The organism is Solimicrobium silvestre (genome assembly GCF_002976435.1).
In the GTDB taxonomy this organism is placed as follows: Bacteria; Pseudomonadota; Gammaproteobacteria; order Burkholderiales; family Burkholderiaceae_D; genus Solimicrobium; species Solimicrobium silvestre.
The window spans coordinates 85,375-102,167 of record NZ_PUGF01000005.1; the positions used below are offsets into that span (position 1 = coordinate 85,375).

Genomic DNA, 16,793 nt, shown 5'->3' on the forward strand with positions numbered 1-16,793 from the left:
AGTCCTAATTGATTAGAAATCGACAGTCACCGTTAAAGCTACGCTACGTGCTGGCAGCATCGTAATAAAATCACCAGCCAACGGGTTTGAGTCAGAACCGCTTCCGGAAATGCCGGTAATGTTATGTTTATCAAACAGGTTGTTGACGGCCAGTTGTACCTTCGCTGCTTTGGCAAACGAAGTTGGATTTTTGACCGTGTAGTTGACAAACATATTGGTCAACACTACTGGATTAATGGTGTAGCTGTCGTCACCGGCAGCTGCGCCATCGTTGTACAGTTTGCCTACCCGTTTGGCGATGATGGAAGAATTCCAGCCGCCGTCTGCGTAAATAAAGCCCAGTGTTTCTACATCAGATGGTGCGCCAGCTACCCATTGACCAGTGCTGTACTTAGTTGTACCTACTGTGCCGTTGGCATAAATACTGAAGCCGCCGCCAAGCAATAAAGTGCCTTCCAGCTCTAAACCTTGGGTTGTTTCTGTTCCGCTGGCTACGCAAATTTGTGTAGTGATATCAGTTGGATCGGTAGCGCATGAATAGCTGTTATCCAGTTTGGTGTGGTACACGTCCGCATCAACCGTAAACTTGTCGGCTTTATAGACAGTGCCGATTTGGTAGGTGGTCGATTTTTGTGCTTTTGGTGGTGTGGCCACTTTGGCGTAAGGAACGTCGAACACGGAAGTTGGTGGAATTAAATCACCTTGCGCTGCCTGGAAATAAGTCGACCAGTTAGGTTGCAACTGATAATGCACATCCAATGTTGGTAATACGTCGTGGTAATTTACGCTGTTGGTCACATCTGGCATGCCACCTGTAGTAACACCGGTTGTTTTGTTTAATGTACCGCCGAGCAAGCCCACTTTTTTAAGATCTTGCAGATGGTCATAGTTCTGTTCGTAATCAGCCAGCTTCAAACCTGGAGTGATTTTAAGGTCGTTGGTTACCTTAAATTCAAATTCCGCATACGGTTGCAATGTCGTTGTTTGATAGGTTTCGCTAAAGCGTGGCGTTACTTCATCTTGCCAGCTATCTAACTCATTTGAGTTGTATTGATGACGGTCGCTGTTGGCATACTCCAGCCAAACTCCGCTACGGAAAGTACCCAGATCGGTGTCTTTGCTAACGCGCAGGATATTACCGGTAGTGTGGTAGGAATTGAGCTTGTCAATACCGGTGTCGTTACCAGGAACATTGGCAGTGGCGAGAACTTTTGCAGTGCTTTGTGGAACCGCGCCGCCGATATTTTCTTGATTGTGATAGCCGTAGTTGTAAAACTTATTGTCTAACTTCCAGCCGTTACCTAAGTTAGAAGCAACGTCGATGTATTGGAAGCTGGTTTTTACATTGTAAAAATTGTAGCCGTAGTAATTCGACTGAGTTGGATCGTTACTATTGAGGTAGTTGTCGCCGAATTGAGCAACTTGTGCGCGAGTCGGAGCACCTGCATCTAACTGATTGTTACGCACGTCCATGTAGGAAGCAAAAAGCGTTACGACTGTATCTGCAGAAACGATGTATTGGTATTTGCCCGAAAACGCTTCGCGATTTTGATGGTTATATGTTTGGTAGCCATCTGACGTCATTTGCTGCGCATTGATTAATAAATTGGATGCGCCTTCTGGGCCAAATTGACCGGTTTCATGTTCCAGAACAACCAGGCCGGTATCCCATGTACCGTAAGAACCAGTGATGCTGGTGCGAGGTGCTGTTTCTAAATTACGTGACAATAAATTGAGCGAACCGCCAAATGTTGCCTGACCAATAGTTGCCGCTGTTCCCGGGCTACGATCAACTACTGCACCGCCGATTTCCATGGCCGGAAAATAGACATAGGAATGATGGCTGACGCCGTTAGTATCGTTAAATGGAATGCCGTCAAAAGTAACTAGGTATTGGCTGTCAGTTAAGCCACGGATCGTAGTAGCAGCGTTACCTTGGCCGACACCGTTCGGGCTGTAGCTGAATGCGCCGGGTGTTAATTGAAATACCTGGCTGAAATCAGACACCGGCGACATGAAGTTGTCGATGAAGTCGGCACTAACAACGGATTGAGCTGAACGCGCATCCAACGAGCCTTGTGACAACGCGGCTTTTGACGCTTCAGTTACCGGTGCTGGACTGTTTGTTGCAGTACCATTCGCGCCAACCACACCCAAATCAGTCGTTTGTTGTGCATGCACGAGCATAGGCGCAGTAAGGCACATTACAGAGAGAGCACGAATAACATTTAAAGCGCAAGGCTTCAGGTCAAACTGGTTCATCAAAAACTCCGTTGAAAGAAAACGCAAATGGTAATGTTGCTTTATTTCAAGGAAGTTACATGCGGATGAAGATTTGATGACGAGCTACTATTTATCTTGATTATTTTTGATAAATGAGAATAATTTTCATTTCAATTCTTAATTAGCCAAATAAAAAACTGAGTACGCTGTAAGTTTTGCAGCGTACTCCGTTGTTTTGTTTAGCGAATTAACTGCTGTTATGACTCAATTTTGAGCCACTTTATCTTTATTATCTAACCCATTCCAACCGCCACCCAAAGCGGCAATCAGTTGTACCGCGGCGATTAAACGTGAATTAGTGATGGTTAATTCAGAACGTTCATTGGTGAGTGCTGTCGTTTGCGCGGTTACCACATTCAGATAATTGACGGTACCGGCTTTATATTGATTCATCGTGACGGCTAAGGCCTTGCGGGCAGAAATGGTGGCCGCATTTTGCACGATATATTCGTCTTTTAAAATACGCAGCGAGGCCAGGTTGTCTTCGACGTTTTGAAAAGCAACCAGCACAGTTTGGCGATAACCGGCAACGCTGGCGTCATACGCAGCAACTGCTTGCGCATTTTGAGCGCGTTTGGCACCGCCATCAAAAAGGGTAGCGGCAAGAGCCGGGCCAACTGACCAAACTCGGTTGGGCAAGGAGATCCAATTCGCCAATGTGCTGCTTTGGTAGCCGCCAGATCCACCTAGTGTCAAGTTTGGAAAATAGGCGGCTTTGGTTACGCCAATTTGCGCATTGGCAGCCGCGACGGAGCGTTCAGATGCCGCGACGTCAGGACGTCTTTCCAATAAACTGGACGGCACGCCGACTGGAATTTCTGGCATCTCAGGCATATACGCGGTGGTTCCGATGGGAATTGCCGCAATGGAAAAAGAAGCAGGAGTTTTTCCGATTAAGATAGCAATAGCGTGTTCTAACTGGGCGCGTTGAATACCGACTTCTAAAGCTTGCGCTTCCGTGCTTTGTAGTTGAGTTTCCGCCAACAGAACGCTGTCGGTGGCAACTACGCCAGACTTGTATTGGTTTTGCGTGAGCGTTAAAGAACGGCGATATTCTTCTACTGTACGTTCAAGTAATTCTTTTTGCGCATCGAGTACCCGTAATTGAAAGTAGTTTTGCGCTAGCTGTGATTGCATGGAAAGGCGAGTCGCCTGCACATTGGCAAAGCTGGATAACGCCGTGTTTTCCTGCACTTCTACAGCCCGCCTGACGCTGCCCCACAGATCTACTTCCCAGCTTGCTGCAACACCGACTGAATTTACGGTGGTGGTGCCGGCCATTAAAGAATTGCTGCGAGTTCTACTTAAATTACCCGTCAGGCTAGGGAAGTACGCTGCTTTGGCATTGTCGACCAAGGCGCTGGCTGCCCGGTAATTTGCTTCGGCCTGCGCTAAAGTTAAGTTGGAGGTGGCGACTTGCTCAATCAAGGTATTGAGATTGTCGTCGTTAAATATGGTCCACCATTTAGCTGGAATTTCATGATCTTGCGGCTGTGCTGCTTTCCAGTTCTCTTTAAATTCTTTTGGAATGCCTGCTTCTGCCAGCGTCGTTGGGCGCACATAATCCGGGCCAACATTACATCCACTCAACGAAATCAATGCCAGAGCAACTGCATTAGCCAATACAAATTTTTCTGCTATAAATTTTTTAGAAATCATGATTATTTCCTCAACTAGGTTCTATTTGGGTTGGCATCGCAGGCGCAGCATGGGCGTGCCTGCGCGCCTTAATGCGCTGCCCCAGTGCGTGCAGCTTATCCATATATAAATAAACGACCGGTGTCGTGAATAAGGTCAGGAGCTGGCTGACGATCAACCCGCCGATAATGGTCACTCCAAGCGGTTGGCGTAATTCTGAGCCAGTGCCGGTGCCAAAAGCCAGTGGCACCGCACCTAGCAAGGCTGCCATAGTGGTCATCATGATAGGGCGGAAGCGTTGCAGACAAGCTTGTTTGATCGCATCAAACGGTGTTTTCTTGTCGATGCGCTGCGCCACTAGTGCGAAGTCGATCATCATAATGGCGTTCTTCTTGACGATACCAATCAATAAAATAATGCCGATGAAAGCCATCATGCTGAGTTCCATTTTAACCAGCAGCAACGCTAATAAAGCGCCAACTCCGGCCGACGGCAGGGTAGATAAAATGGTGATCGGATGTACCAAACTTTCATACAACACACCAAGCACTATATAAATAGTAAGTAGCGACGCCACAATTAAAAACGGCATTGTTTTTAACGAGTCCTGGAATGTTTTGGCAGTTCCCTGGAAGCTGCCTTGTATCGTTGCCGGTAATCCGAGCTTCGCCGTTGCCGCATCAATCGCTGTAACTGCATCGCTTAATACTGCGCCCGGTGCCAGGTTAAATGACATGGTGGTCGCTGCGAATTGTCCTTGGTGGTTAACGTTTAGCGTAGTGGTAGTTGGCTCGAATGTTGCAAAAGAGGACAGCGGAACCAAGGTGCCAGAAGCGGACGTGACAAAAATGCTGCTTAAAGTTTCGGGACGCTGCCAATATTCTGGCGAGACTTCCATAATCACATGATATTGATTACGCGCTTCATAAATGACGGACACCTGACGCTGGCCAAACGCATCGTATAAGGCAGCGTCGATCTTGGTCTGCGTTACGCCCATTCGCAATGCGGTAGGCCGGTCTATGCTTAAGGTAACTTGCAAGCCTTTATCTTGTTGCGTCGAGTTGACGTCAGCCAGTTGCGGTAAGTCTTGCAAGGCGCGTAAAACTTTGGGTGACCATTTATCCAGTTCCTTCAAGTCGTCGCCTTGCAAGGTGTATTGGTATAAGGCATTGCCGGAACGTCCACCCACCCGAATGTCTTGGCGCGCTTGTAAAAACAGGGTAGCACCGGGAATAGCGGCCAGTTTGCCACGCAGCCGGTTAATCACATTGTCAGCACTAATTTTGCGTTCATCCAAGGGCTTTAAGGTGATAAACATTCTTCCTGAATTGGTTTGACTGCCGCCCGTGAATCCAACCACATGTTTTACCGCAGGGTCAGCTTTTACCACATCAATATAGGCTGATAACTTGGGTAACATAGCTTGAAATGAAGTGGCTTGATCGGCCACGATAGAGCCCATAATCATGCCGGTATCCTGACTTGGAAATAAACCGCCGGGCACTTTTGTAAATAAAAATACATTTAATCCGATGACTGCAAACATCGTGAGCAGCGTGATGCGTGAGTGACGTAAAGCGACATCCAGACCGTTGGCATATTTTTGTTGTAACCAAACAAAAGCACGTTCACTGGCTTGATAGATCCGGCCGTGTTTTTGCTCATTATGCGGCTTTAATAATCGGGCGCACATCATTGGCGTCGTTGAAATTGACACCACTAAAGACACCAACACCGCAACTGATAAGGTAACCGCAAATTCATGGAAGATCCGGCCGATTATGCCGCCCATAAACAACATGGGAATAAACACGGCTACTAATGAAATACTCATCGACAAAACCGTAAATCCAACTTCACGCGCACCGCGCAAAGTGGCTTGCCAGGGAGTCATGCCATCTTCAATATGGCGTGAAATATTTTCTAACACCACAATCGCATCGTCCACCACAAAGCCGGTAGAAACCGTGAGCGCCATTAACGAGAAATTATCAAGGCTATAGCCGCATAAATACATAATCCCGAAAGTACCTAATAAGGAAATAGGCACCGCAACAGAAGGGATAATGCTGGCGCGTACATTACGCAAGAATAAGAACACCACCAAAATGACTAAGCCGATGGAGATGGCCAAAGTACGCTCAACATCATGCAGGGAAGCGCGGATCGTGGTGGTTTGATCCAAGGTTTCCGTCATGTCGATGGAACTCGGTATTGATGCTTTAAGTTGCGGCAAGACGGAACGAATTCGATCAACAGTTTCAATAATGTTGGCGTTGGGTTGTTTGAAAAGAATCAGCAATACCGCTGGTTTGCCATCGGCGCTACCGGCATTGCGAACATCTTCCACCGAGTTGACTACGTTGCCGATGTCACTTAGGTGAATTGGGTTGTTGTTTTTGTAGCCGACAATCAGGGGTATGTAATCGACCGCTTTTTTGGCCTGATCATTGGTAAAAATTTGCCACTGTTTGTCACCTTCTTCAACAGTACCTTTGGGTGTATTGGCATTGGTGCTGGTAATGGCAGTTCGTACTTGTTCCAGACCTATGCCATATTTGTTTAATGTCAGTGGGTTCAGCTCAATACGTACTGCTGGCAAAGCACTGCCACCAACAATGACTTGCCCAATGCCTTCAACTTGCGACAGTTTTTGTTGCATGGTGGTTGAGGCAATGTCATACATCTGACCTTGATTCATGGTGTCCGAGGTGAGCGCCAAGATCATAATTGGCGCATCAGACGGATTCACTTTGCGGTAAGTCGGGTTGGTTTTTAAGGTAACTGGTAAATCCACCCGGGCAGCAGCAATTGCTGCTTGTACGTCGCGCGCAGCACCGTCAATGTCACGACTTAAATCAAATTGCAGAGTAATCGACGTGGATCCCAGCGAACTTGATGACGTCATTTCATTAATACCGGCGATGCGCCCAAGTGACCGTTCCAACGGCGTTGCCACCGTAGTTGCCATGATTTCCGGGCTAGCTCCGGGAATACCTGCGGAGACGGAAATAACTGGAAAATCAACGCTCGGCATCGGCGATACCGGAAGCAGGGAAAATCCGACGATACCAGCCAACGCAACGCCTATTGTTAGTAGGGTGGTTGCGATGGGCCGTCTGATAAAAGGAGAGGAAATATTCATTCTGGGCGTGCTGGCGGTAACTGAGTTGGTAACTTTGTTTCCAATTCGTCTGGCTGTTCTTCTTCCTCATTCTCTTCAAGGCGGGAGCTGGCTTGAGGATTAATGCGGCGCGCCAAGCGATCAAAGGCGAGATAAATTACCGGGGTGGTGAATAAGGTTAACACCTGACAAACGATTAAACCGCCCACAATCGTAATACCGAGCGGATGACGTAATTCAGAGCCAACACCGCCGCCCAGCATCAGTGGTAATGCGCCTAATAACGCGGCCATGGTGGTCATCATAATCGGGCGGAACCGTAACAAACAGGCTTGGTAAATCGCGTCGCGAGGAGACATGTTTTGATTGCGCTCTGCATCTAGCGCAAAGTCAATAATCATAATGGCGTTTTTCTTGACAATCCCGATCAGCAGAATAATCCCGATCACCGCAATAATGCCCAGATCAGAACCAAATGCCATCAATGCCAATAACGCGCCCATTCCAGCTGAAGGTAATGTAGAAAGAATGGTAATAGGGTGAATATAGCTTTCATACAGCACGCCCAAGACAATATATACCGTCACAATCGCCGCTAAAATTAATAGCAGTTCATTACCCAGCGACGCATTAAATGCCTGTGCCGCACCTTGGAAATTAATTTGTGTTGAGGCGGGTAAGTTGACGGCCAACTTGGCTTTATTAATCGCTTCAACCGCTTGCCCTAAAGATACGCCGGGAGCCAGGTTAAATGACACCGTATTGGCCGGGAACTGACCAATATGGTTGATGACCAGCGGCGTATGTTTCTCCGTGATGCTGGCAATGGCGCTCAAAGGAACTTGCGTGTCATTGGTGCCGCTGATGTAGATATTTTTTAACGCTGCCGGACTAATCTGGAATTCAGGCTTCACTTCCAAAATAACCCGATACTGATTTGTCTGGGTAAAAATAGTCGAAACAATGCGTTGACCAAATGCGCTATATAACGTGCTATCAATCGCCGTTGGTGTAATTCCCATCCGTGCAGCGGTGCTGCGGTCGATGGTGAGAGCAACTTGCAAGCCCTGATCTTGTAAATCACTGGCTACATCGCGCAGTTCAGGCAGCTTGTTAAGCACTTCAACTAATTTCGGAGTCCAAGTGCTGAGCTGTTCTGGGTCGGCATCTTCTACTGAGAATTGATATTGCGTCCGGCTAACCCGGGTTTCTATCGTTAAGTCCTGTACCGGTTGCATGTAAAGCGAGATACCTTCCACGTCAGCTAACTTTTTTTGCAAACGCTGGATGATTTCTGCCGCGCTGTGTTCGCGATCATCATGTGGTTTCAAGTTGATTTGAATCCGGCCACTGTTTAAGGTGGTATTGACGCCATCGACACCGATGAAGGACGATAAGCTTTCCACTTCAGGGTCTTGCAAAATAACTTTGGCTAAGGCTTGTTGACGATCAGCCATGGCTGGGAATGAGATCGATTGCGGTGCTTCGGAAATGCCTTGAATTACGCCGGTATCTTGCAATGGGAAAAAGCCTTTAGGCACCACAATATAGAGCAGCACCGTTAATACCAACGTTCCAATTGCGACCAGTAAAGTGGCAGTTTGACGTTCCAATACCCAATTCAGCCAAACGCCGTAACGTTCAATAACGCGCTCATAAAACTGACCGGATGCATGATAAAAACGGCTTTGCTGGTCTTCTGGTGTGTGGCGTAATAATTTGGCGCACATCATCGGCGTTAAGGTGAGTGAAACAATCGCGGAAATGACGATGGTGACTGATAAGGTAATCGCAAATTCGCGGAACAGGCGGCCGACGATATCACCCATAAACAACAAGGGAATTAATACCGCGATTAGGGAAATAGTCAGCGACAAAATGGTAAAGCCAATTTGCTTGGAGCCTTTGATCGCAGCTGCTAACGGTTCTTCACCTTCTTCAATATAGCGAGCAATATTTTCAATCATCACAATCGCATCATCGACCACAAAGCCGGTAGAAATAGTGAGCGCCATCAAGCTCAGATTGTTTAAGCTAAAGCCAGCCAGATACATGACGGAGAAGGAACCAATGACGGAAAGCGGCACGGCAACGCTTGGAATAATGGTGGCAGCCAGATTACGTAAAAACAGGAAAATCACCATCACCACCAGGGCAACCGAGAGCATTAATTCAAACTGCACGTCTTTGACTGAACTACGAATCGTGTCAGTCCGGTCGCTAAGAATACTGACTTCAATTCCGGCAGGAATCGCGGCTTTTAATCGCGGTAATAATTGTTTAACGTGATCCACCACGTCAATCACATTCGCACCAGGCTGGCGTTGAATATTTAAAATAATCGCCGGCTTGTCATTGACCCAGGCAGCGAGTTTAACGTTTTCAGCATCTTCAATGACATCGGCCACATCGGATAAACGCACTGGCGCGTTGTTGCGGTAAGCGACAAACACATCGCGGTATTCAGCGGCGCTTTTCAACTGATCATTCGCGTCAATGGTGAATGCACGGGCAGGGCCATCGAAGCTGCCCTTTGCCTGATTCACATTCGCAGCGCCAATTGCTGTACGAACATCTTCAATATTTAATCCATACGAAGCGAGTGCCGTTGGGTTGACCTGAACCCGCACCGCAGGGCGTTGACCGCCTGAAATGCTGACCAGACCGACACCGGATACTTGCGAAATTTTTTGTGCTAACCGGGTATCGGCAAACGATTGTACCTGCGGTAACGGGAGTGTTTTTGAAGTCAGTGCCAAGGTCATAATTGGCGTGTCTGCCGGATTAACCTTGTTGTAAATCGGCGGAGCCGGAATATCCACCGGTAATAAATTACCGGCGGCGTTAATCGATGCTTGTACCTCTTGTTCTGCCACATCCAGGCTCAGCGCGAGGCTGAATTGCAGGGTAATGACCGACGCGCCGCCAGAACTGCTGGACGACATTTGGTTTAATCCTGGCATTTGTCCAAACTGACGCTCTAAGGGTGCTGTAATCGACGAAGTAATGACTTCGGGACTTGCTCCCGGATATAACGTAACGACTTGAATCGTAGGGTAATCTACTTCCGGCAAAGCAGAAAGAGGCAGCAAACGGTAGGCCATTAAGCCAACCAGCAGCAGTGCCACCATTAATAACGCGGTGGCGACTGGCCTTTCAATAAAGGGGCGGGATAAATTCATGATTAGTTAGGCGCGCTTGCTGAACTGCTGGATGAAGCCGATGCCGATGCCGATGCTGCATGCTTATGTTTGCCGCTTCCGTCTTTGCTTCCTTTATCTCCTTTTGCCGCATCAGTATTGCTGGCCGTGTCTACTTTGGCACCGTCACGCAGTTTGTCTGCGCCGTCAATCACCACTATGTCACCACTTTGCAAGCCAGAAACCACTTCAGTTTTATCGCCCTGAGTGGTGCCAACTACCACCGTGTGTTGGCTAACCGTACTGTCAGCCGCAACGACGAAGGCAAAGCTGCTCGATCTGCCGCGTTGAATGGCGGAGCTCGGTACGGTGATGACATTATGTTTGGTTTCAAGCAGTAATTTAGCGTTAACAAATTGGCTAGGGAACAGGTTTAAATCCGTGTTGGCAAATTCTGCTTTGAGCTTAACCATGCCCGTGGTTGGGTCAATCTGGTTATCAATGGTTTGTAATCCACCGCTAGTTATTTTTTCTTTAAAGGCGCGATCATAAGCATCTACCGCAATTTTTTTACCTGATTGAAGATTCTTCAGCAAAGCTGGAATGCTGTCTTCCGGTAGGGTAAACAACACCGACATAGGTTGTAACTGGGTGATGATGACAATACCGGTGCTATCGGATGCATGTATGACGTTACCCAAGTCAACCTGACGCAGGCCAGCACGACCAGAAACTGGAGCGGTTACTTTAGAGTAAACAAGATTGAGTTTGGCGGTTGCAAGAAGTCCTTCATCTACTTTTACGGTGCCTTCATACTGATCTACTAATGCGAGTTGAGTATCTACCTGCTGCGAAGCAATCGAGTCTTGCTTAAGTAAAGTACGATAGCGTTCCAAGTCGATCCGGGCGTTAGCCAATAACGCTTTATCGCGCATCAGTTGTCCTTCGGCTTGAGTCCATGCCGCCTGGTAAGGGCGGGGGTCGATTTCTGCTAATACGTCACCGCGTTTAACCATTTGACCTTCGGTGAAATAAATTTTCATTATTTCGCCGTCGATACGTGACTTAACAGTTACGGTAGCGAGTGGTGTTACTGTGCCTAGACCATTTAGATAAACGTTAATGTCATCCGTTTTAGCTAATGCAGTTACGACCGGTATCGGTTTTGCCGCATTAGCTCCGCCATGTTTGCCTCCATCTGCACTCGCGGATGCTGCGCCGCCATCTTTGGCGCTTTTCGCTGATTTGGAAAAGTACACAGCACCAGCGCCAGCAATAATAACTAGCGCTAAGAGCCAAAGCCATTTGTTGGAGGATTTTGTGGATGGTGAAGAATTAGTAGATGAAGGCGTGATTTTGTTCATGGGATTTAAAGGAAGATCACTTTGAAAGTTGGAAGAATCTGTTCAAGATTCAAATACTGTTTACATATTGCGGGCAAACAGAAGAGTTTGTATATATGAGTTAGCTTATAAAAAGATGCGTTATTAGACACTGGATTGAGAATTGCTGGCAAACAATTCTTTGTATAGTGCTTGTTACATACCTGCTTGTATTTTCACACTTTGACTGCCGTGATTATGGCACTTCTCACCCTCATCAGGAATTCACGTGTTTATTCTTGACGGGGTTCGACTGCCTATTTATAAAATTGTTCCAGGGAAATTGATTTTTCTTTTAAAGGCTAAATTACTTATTTATTTGTAATTTTATTTAATTAATTATTGCGATTGAATTTGTCATAATTAGCGTATTGCCCAATGTGTTTTTTTTCATTAGTATCACTGCCATGTCAGAATCTGTCCGCTGCCACCTTCCTGCTTGCCCCTCTTTGTCAAAATAACTTTTGCAAAGCCAACCGTTGTCATTAATTGGAGTCGCACCATGAAACGTTTTCCGTCAATGAGATTATTACCTACGTTGCTCACCGCATTACTCTGTCTTGGTTTTTCGCAAACAGTGTTAGCGGATGAAGCTTTACAAACAGCGATTGATGGAGCACATCGTTCCGATGTAAATAAAAGCCGGGATGCCGCGCGTCATCCCAAAGAAGTGTTGCAGTTTTTTGGCATCACGCCAACCATGACGGTGGTTGAATTAATGCCTGGTGCTGGTTGGTATACCGAAATTTTAGCGCCTTACTTAAAGCCACAAGGCCAGCTCATTGAAGCTTTGCAAGACCCTGTTTCTGAGAGTGAATATGGGCGAAATAGCTATGCGAAATTTCAGAAAAAATTAAACGATAATCCAGCTGTTTTCGACAAAGTGAAAACGGCTATTTTTGAACCACCAGTCAAATTAAATTTTGCGCCGAATAACAGTGTTGACATGGTGCTGACCTTCCGAAATATCCATAATTGGGCTATTAGCGGTGACGAGAACATGAAGCAGCTGTTTAAACATGTGTATTCAAGCTTAAAAACAGGCGGCGTTTTCGGCGTAGTTGATCACCGCTTACCAGCAGGCAAGGTGCAAGATGCGAACGCGTCTACGGGCTACGTATCTGAAGCGTATGTGATTAAATTGGCGGAAAGCGTAGGCTTTAAACTGGTCGCAAAATCAGAAATTAACGCCAATCCTAAAGACACCGCTGACCATAAAGGCGGGGTATGGGCGTTGCCTCCAACCTACGCTAATAAAGACGCGGACCGTCAAAGTTATGCTGATATCGGTGAAAGTGATCGTATGACGCTGAAGTTTGTAAAATAAAAAATGAGATGCATAGCAGCTGCTTACTTTGCTGGCGGCTGCTATAAATTGAAGTAAATTTAAATAAGGACAGTGATGCGGATATTACATACGATGTTACGGGTAGGCGATTTACAACGTTCAATCGATTTTTATACCAACGTATTAGGGATGAAATTATTGCGTGTAACAGAAAACCCAGAATATAAATACACCCTGGCTTTTGTCGGTTACGGCACTAATCCGGAACATGCTGAATTAGAGCTGACCTACAACTACGGCGTAGATAATTATGAGTTGGGCACAGCTTACGGCCATATTGCGATTGCAGTGGCAAATGCAGTCGAAGCCTGTTCTGCTGCGAAAGCTGCCGGCGGCAATGTAACGCGTGAAGCTGGGCCGGTAAAAGGCGGTAAAACAGTGATTGCATTTATCACTGATCCTGACGGATATAAAATTGAATTGATCGAACGCAATCCTGATGGATCGCGCATCGATTAGCTCGTCAGAAATACTACCAATTCGGTGGAATTCCCCCTCTGGTTTCCTCGGAGGCTAGAGGGTTATTGGTAGCAGGATTGGGGTACTGCTGCGCATTGAAAAAGTGGGCGTAAGCGATACATTACCGCTTCCTGCAACCATTCATCCTCGCCATTGACCACTCAACCCAAATCGCTGGTATTGCCCTCGCTGTCAACACTAAACTGGCTGCTCACAGGAGGAAATACCCATGAAAAACCATTTTTACTCAGTCGTACGGTGCTTAGCCAGTTTGATGTTATTCGGGTTGTTTTGTCAGGCATATGCAGAGGACAATGTTTCGCATAGTGTGTTGAATATTCAGGTTACCGGCTCAGGCAAGCCGATGATATTAATTCCCGGTTTAGCTTCATCAGGTGAAGTGTGGGACAGCACCGTTGCCCACTATGCCAAAGACTATCAATGTATCGTTATCACCCTGGCAGGGTTCGCCGGTAAGCCTGCGGTAGATACCCCGCTGTTTAGTAGCGCTGAAAAAGAATTGTCACGTTATATCAGTGATAAAAAACTCGACCATCCGATCATCGTCGGGCATAGTCTGGGTGGGTTTTTAGCCATGCAATTTGCCGCGCAACATCCAGAGCAGGTTGGTAAAGTAGTGATTGTTGACTCCTTGCCAGCCTTGGGCGCTACGCAAATGCCTAGCGTCACCAAAGAACAACTGCAAGGAGCAGCAGCCAATATGCGCGACAACATGCGGCAGAGCGACCCTGCCCAGGCGTTGGCTTCACGCCGCATGGCAGTTACCAGCATGGTCAGCAAGCCGGCCGATATTGAGCGTGTTATGGGGTGGGGCGCAGCTTCTGATAGAAACACGGTCATCAATGCCATGTACGAATTAATGGCGACTGATTTACGTGATGATATCGCACAGATTAAAGCGCCGACGCTGGTACTGGGCACTTGGATTGCTTATCAGGAGTATGCGCCGCGCTCGGCCATTGAAAACACGTTTAAAATGCAATATCAAAAACTGCCAGGCGTTAAAATTGCCTTCGCGGATACTGCCCGCCACTTTATTATGTATGACGACCCACAATGGATGTTTGCTCAAATGGATGAATTTTTGAAGTGAAACTAACTAGCTTGAATGTGCCCGGTTACCCGGGCACACATCCCCAAACTGCTGCTAACTCAGGCGGCACATCGTCAGGCAGTACAGCGCTTCGTTATGGCTTATGCCAACTGCTGGGATGGGGCTTAATCGTGCTCTTCAATTTGAGTTACAGCTTTTTTATGCCGTCATCGGAATGGTTGGGTTTGACCCTAATCGCTGTTTGGGGTGGTTGTGCCGGGCTGGCCTTGTCACATAGTTGGCGTCGTCATTTACGTCAGCATCACTTGCTGGAGCAGGCGCTACTGAGTCGCAACGCGTTGCACATAGTGATCGGTATCGTGGTTATTGGAAGCATTCAATTGCTACTGGTGTACGGTGCATTTTTGTTGGTACAACCAGTCGGAATGAGCAAAGGTTGGGCCTGGATACCTTCTTCGCTGTTATTTTGGATTTTCACTTTTGTAGCGTGGACAGTATTTTATGCCACCGTACTTTCCAGACGACGCATTCGACATACTGAGCTGGAAAAACTACAGCTTGAAATTTATCTCAAAGAAAACGAGTTACGCGCTCTGCAGGCACAAATTAATCCGCACTTTTTTTTCAATAGTTTGAATAGTATTCGAGCCTTGATTTATCACGACGCTGATGCCGCGGCAGAAATGATCGACCAATTGTCGAATATGATGCGTTACACCTTGCAAGTAGGTCAGACGACCACTGTCACTCTGGCGCAGGAATGGGCAGCGGTGCGCAGTTATTTGAGCATTGAAAAAATCCGTTTTGCCGAACGCATTAAGGTCACTGAGCAGATGGATTCCGCCTTTGATCAGCTGGAAATTCCGCCGATGGTGCTGCAAATATTGGTTGAAAATGCAGTCAAGTACGGTGTCGAACAGCGTAGCAGCGAATGCCAAATTGAGTTGCGCGTGCAGCGGCAAGACAAGCACCTGCAGATTCAGGTTGCCAATCAGGGGCGCTTAGCCACGATAATCACGACCAACAATTCCACCCGGCTCGGTATTAACAACATCGCTAAACGGCTGCAATTATTATATGGCGAGCAAGCCAGCATCGGTATTGAAGAAAGAGATGGCTGGGTTATTGCAACGCTGCTTTTACCTCTACCTTCCACACCATGAAAATCATATTAATTGATGACGAACACTTGGCGCGCATGGAATTGCGCCGCCTGTTGGCGGTATATGCTGATTGCGAAATTGTGGCTGAAGCTGCGAATATCGAAGAAGCACAGCGCGCCATTGAAGAGCATAAGCCCGACCTGATTTTTTTGGATGTGCAAATGCCGGACGGGAGTGGTTTTGATTTGCTGGATCAGTTAGAAAGTGTGCCGGAGGTTATCTTTACGACGGCATTTGATAGTTACGCGCTGCGCGCTTTTGAAGTCAATGCACTCGATTATTTACAAAAGCCGATCAGTGCAGAACGTCTGACGCAGGCATTAAAACGGGTTCGTAGCAAGATTAATGAAGCCAAACCAGCGTTGCTGGCGTCGAGCAGTAAAATTTTTATTAAAGATGGTGAGCGCTGCTGGTTAGTCGCCTTGGAAAAAATTGCCTTGTTTGAATCGGAAGGCAACTACACGCGCGTGTATTTTGATCAGCATCGGCCACTGTTGCTGCGCTCGTTAAATCAACTGGAACAACGTCTGGATGCTACCCAGTTCATTCGTGCCAGCCGCCGGTTTATAGTAAATCTTCAATTCGTTGAGCACATAGGCCCATCTGCCGCGAGTGGTTTGGTTTTCACTTTGCAAAACGGCTTGTCGGTAGAAATGTCGCGCCGGCGCGCGGCGGAATTTAAAGAACTGAGTCGGATTTAAGTGCCACTTTATATGCCAGGGGATATCTCCTGCTCCGTTACATAATCACTTTACTCCTCAATGATTTCACTTGGCCGCGCTGCGTTTTTCCATCCAATCGGCGCGTTTTTGCGGCTTTGCCGGGCTTGGTCGGATAGCGCACTTTAGCCACATAAGCAGCCTCTTGCACTATTTCATGCAGCCTTTGCAACGCATCTTCTTTGTTGCGTTCTTGCGTGCGGTGCGATTGGGCTTTCAAGACGATGACACCGTTTTTGGTAATTCGCTGGTCGCCTGATTCCAGAATGCGTTGTTTTAATTCGTCTGGCAAACTGGAGTTGATCACGTCAAAGCGTAAATGCACAGCGGAAGACACTTTATTCACATTTTGGCCGCCCGCACCTTGAGCGCGTATCGCACTGAGTTCAATCTCGGCAAGTGGGATGTTGATTTCTGATAAGGTCATTGGAGTAAAAAATTCTTTTTAAGTTAATTATT

General features: G+C 47.1%; 11 protein-coding genes. 5 read left to right on the forward strand and 6 right to left on the reverse strand.

What is annotated here, in order from left to right; genetic code table 11:
* Nucleotides 1–12: 12 nt before the first annotated feature.
* From S2091_RS07145 to S2091_RS07165, 5 genes are all read right to left on the reverse strand, one after another.
* Nucleotides 13–2,262, reverse strand: a complete 2,250-nt coding sequence (locus S2091_RS07145; protein WP_105531110.1) for a TonB-dependent receptor — start codon at nucleotides 2,260–2,262, stop codon at nucleotides 13–15.
* Between the two features lie 225 nt (nucleotides 2,263–2,487).
* On the reverse strand, nucleotides 2,488–3,942 hold the full coding sequence (locus S2091_RS07150; protein ID WP_105531111.1) for an efflux transporter outer membrane subunit: 1,455 nt from the start codon (nucleotides 3,940–3,942) through the stop codon (nucleotides 2,488–2,490).
* Nucleotides 3,943–3,952: 10 nt separating this feature from the next.
* Nucleotides 3,953–7,069 carry a multidrug efflux RND transporter permease subunit gene (locus tag S2091_RS07155; protein WP_105531112.1) on the reverse strand — a complete coding sequence of 1,039 codons (3,117 nt, stop codon included), beginning with the start codon at nucleotides 7,067–7,069 and terminating at the stop codon, nucleotides 3,953–3,955.
* On the reverse strand, nucleotides 7,066–10,230 hold the full coding sequence (locus tag S2091_RS07160) for an MdtB/MuxB family multidrug efflux RND transporter permease subunit (RefSeq protein ID WP_105531113.1): 3,165 nt from the start codon (nucleotides 10,228–10,230) through the stop codon (nucleotides 7,066–7,068). Before S2091_RS07160 ends, S2091_RS07155 begins: the two co-directional genes overlap by 4 nt.
* Before the next feature lie 2 nt (nucleotides 10,231–10,232).
* Nucleotides 10,233–11,552 carry an MdtA/MuxA family multidrug efflux RND transporter periplasmic adaptor subunit gene (locus tag S2091_RS07165; RefSeq protein ID WP_105531114.1) on the reverse strand — a complete coding sequence of 440 codons (1,320 nt, stop codon included), beginning with the start codon at nucleotides 11,550–11,552 and terminating at the stop codon, nucleotides 10,233–10,235.
* 520 nt (nucleotides 11,553–12,072) lie between these two features.
* Here S2091_RS07165 and S2091_RS07170 point away from each other — a divergent pair.
* The 5 genes from S2091_RS07170 to S2091_RS07190 all read left to right on the forward strand — a co-directional run bounded on the left by S2091_RS07170 (nucleotide 12,073) and on the right by S2091_RS07190 (nucleotide 16,316).
* Complete coding sequence (locus S2091_RS07170; RefSeq protein ID WP_243405341.1) at nucleotides 12,073–12,897, forward strand: class I SAM-dependent methyltransferase; 825 nt, start codon at nucleotides 12,073–12,075, stop codon at nucleotides 12,895–12,897.
* Between the two features lie 75 nt (nucleotides 12,898–12,972).
* On the forward strand, nucleotides 12,973–13,377 hold the full coding sequence (gene gloA / locus S2091_RS07175) for a lactoylglutathione lyase (RefSeq protein ID WP_105531115.1): 405 nt from the start codon (nucleotides 12,973–12,975) through the stop codon (nucleotides 13,375–13,377).
* Between the two features lie 229 nt (nucleotides 13,378–13,606).
* Nucleotides 13,607–14,491, forward strand: coding sequence for an alpha/beta fold hydrolase (locus S2091_RS07180; RefSeq protein ID WP_105531116.1), 885 nt, complete (start codon nucleotides 13,607–13,609; stop codon nucleotides 14,489–14,491).
* Nucleotides 14,488–15,615 (forward strand): sensor histidine kinase, encoded by a 1,128-nt coding sequence (locus S2091_RS07185; protein ID WP_105531117.1) that lies wholly within the window; start codon nucleotides 14,488–14,490, stop codon nucleotides 15,613–15,615. The genes S2091_RS07180 and S2091_RS07185 overlap by 4 nt, the downstream gene beginning before the upstream one ends.
* On the forward strand, nucleotides 15,612–16,316 hold the full coding sequence (locus S2091_RS07190) for a LytR/AlgR family response regulator transcription factor (protein ID WP_105531118.1): 705 nt from the start codon (nucleotides 15,612–15,614) through the stop codon (nucleotides 16,314–16,316). Before S2091_RS07185 ends, S2091_RS07190 begins: the two co-directional genes overlap by 4 nt.
* A 37-nt stretch (nucleotides 16,317–16,353) precedes the next feature.
* On the opposite strand, the gene arfB is transcribed toward S2091_RS07190, so the two are convergent.
* Entirely contained in the window at nucleotides 16,354–16,761 is a 408-nt protein-coding gene (arfB, locus tag S2091_RS07195; RefSeq protein ID WP_105531119.1) for an alternative ribosome rescue aminoacyl-tRNA hydrolase ArfB, read from the reverse strand.
* Nucleotides 16,762–16,793 lie beyond the last annotated feature (32 nt).

Bases quoted from the DNA above. Each gene is read 5' to 3' on its own strand.
- S2091_RS07145 (WP_105531110.1), bottom strand. From the start codon at position 2,262: ATGAACCAGTTTGACCTGAAGCCTTGCGCTTTAAATGTTATTCGTGCT.
- S2091_RS07150 (WP_105531111.1), bottom strand. From the start codon at position 3,942: ATGATTTCTAAAAAATTTATAGCAGAAAAATTTGTATTGGCTAATGCA.
- S2091_RS07155 (WP_105531112.1), bottom strand. From the start codon at position 7,069: ATGAATATTTCCTCTCCTTTTATCAGACGGCCCATCGCAACCACCCTA.
- S2091_RS07160 (WP_105531113.1), bottom strand. From the start codon at position 10,230: ATGAATTTATCCCGCCCCTTTATTGAAAGGCCAGTCGCCACCGCGTTA.
- S2091_RS07165 (WP_105531114.1), bottom strand. From the start codon at position 11,552: ATGAACAAAATCACGCCTTCATCTACTAATTCTTCACCATCCACAAAA.
- S2091_RS07170 (WP_243405341.1), top strand. From the start codon at position 12,073: ATGAAACGTTTTCCGTCAATGAGATTATTACCTACGTTGCTCACCGCA.
- gloA (WP_105531115.1), top strand. From the start codon at position 12,973: ATGCGGATATTACATACGATGTTACGGGTAGGCGATTTACAACGTTCA.
- S2091_RS07180 (WP_105531116.1), top strand. From the start codon at position 13,607: ATGAAAAACCATTTTTACTCAGTCGTACGGTGCTTAGCCAGTTTGATG.
- S2091_RS07190 (WP_105531118.1), top strand. From the start codon at position 15,612: ATGAAAATCATATTAATTGATGACGAACACTTGGCGCGCATGGAATTG.
- arfB (WP_105531119.1), bottom strand. From the start codon at position 16,761: ATGACCTTATCAGAAATCAACATCCCACTTGCCGAGATTGAACTCAGT.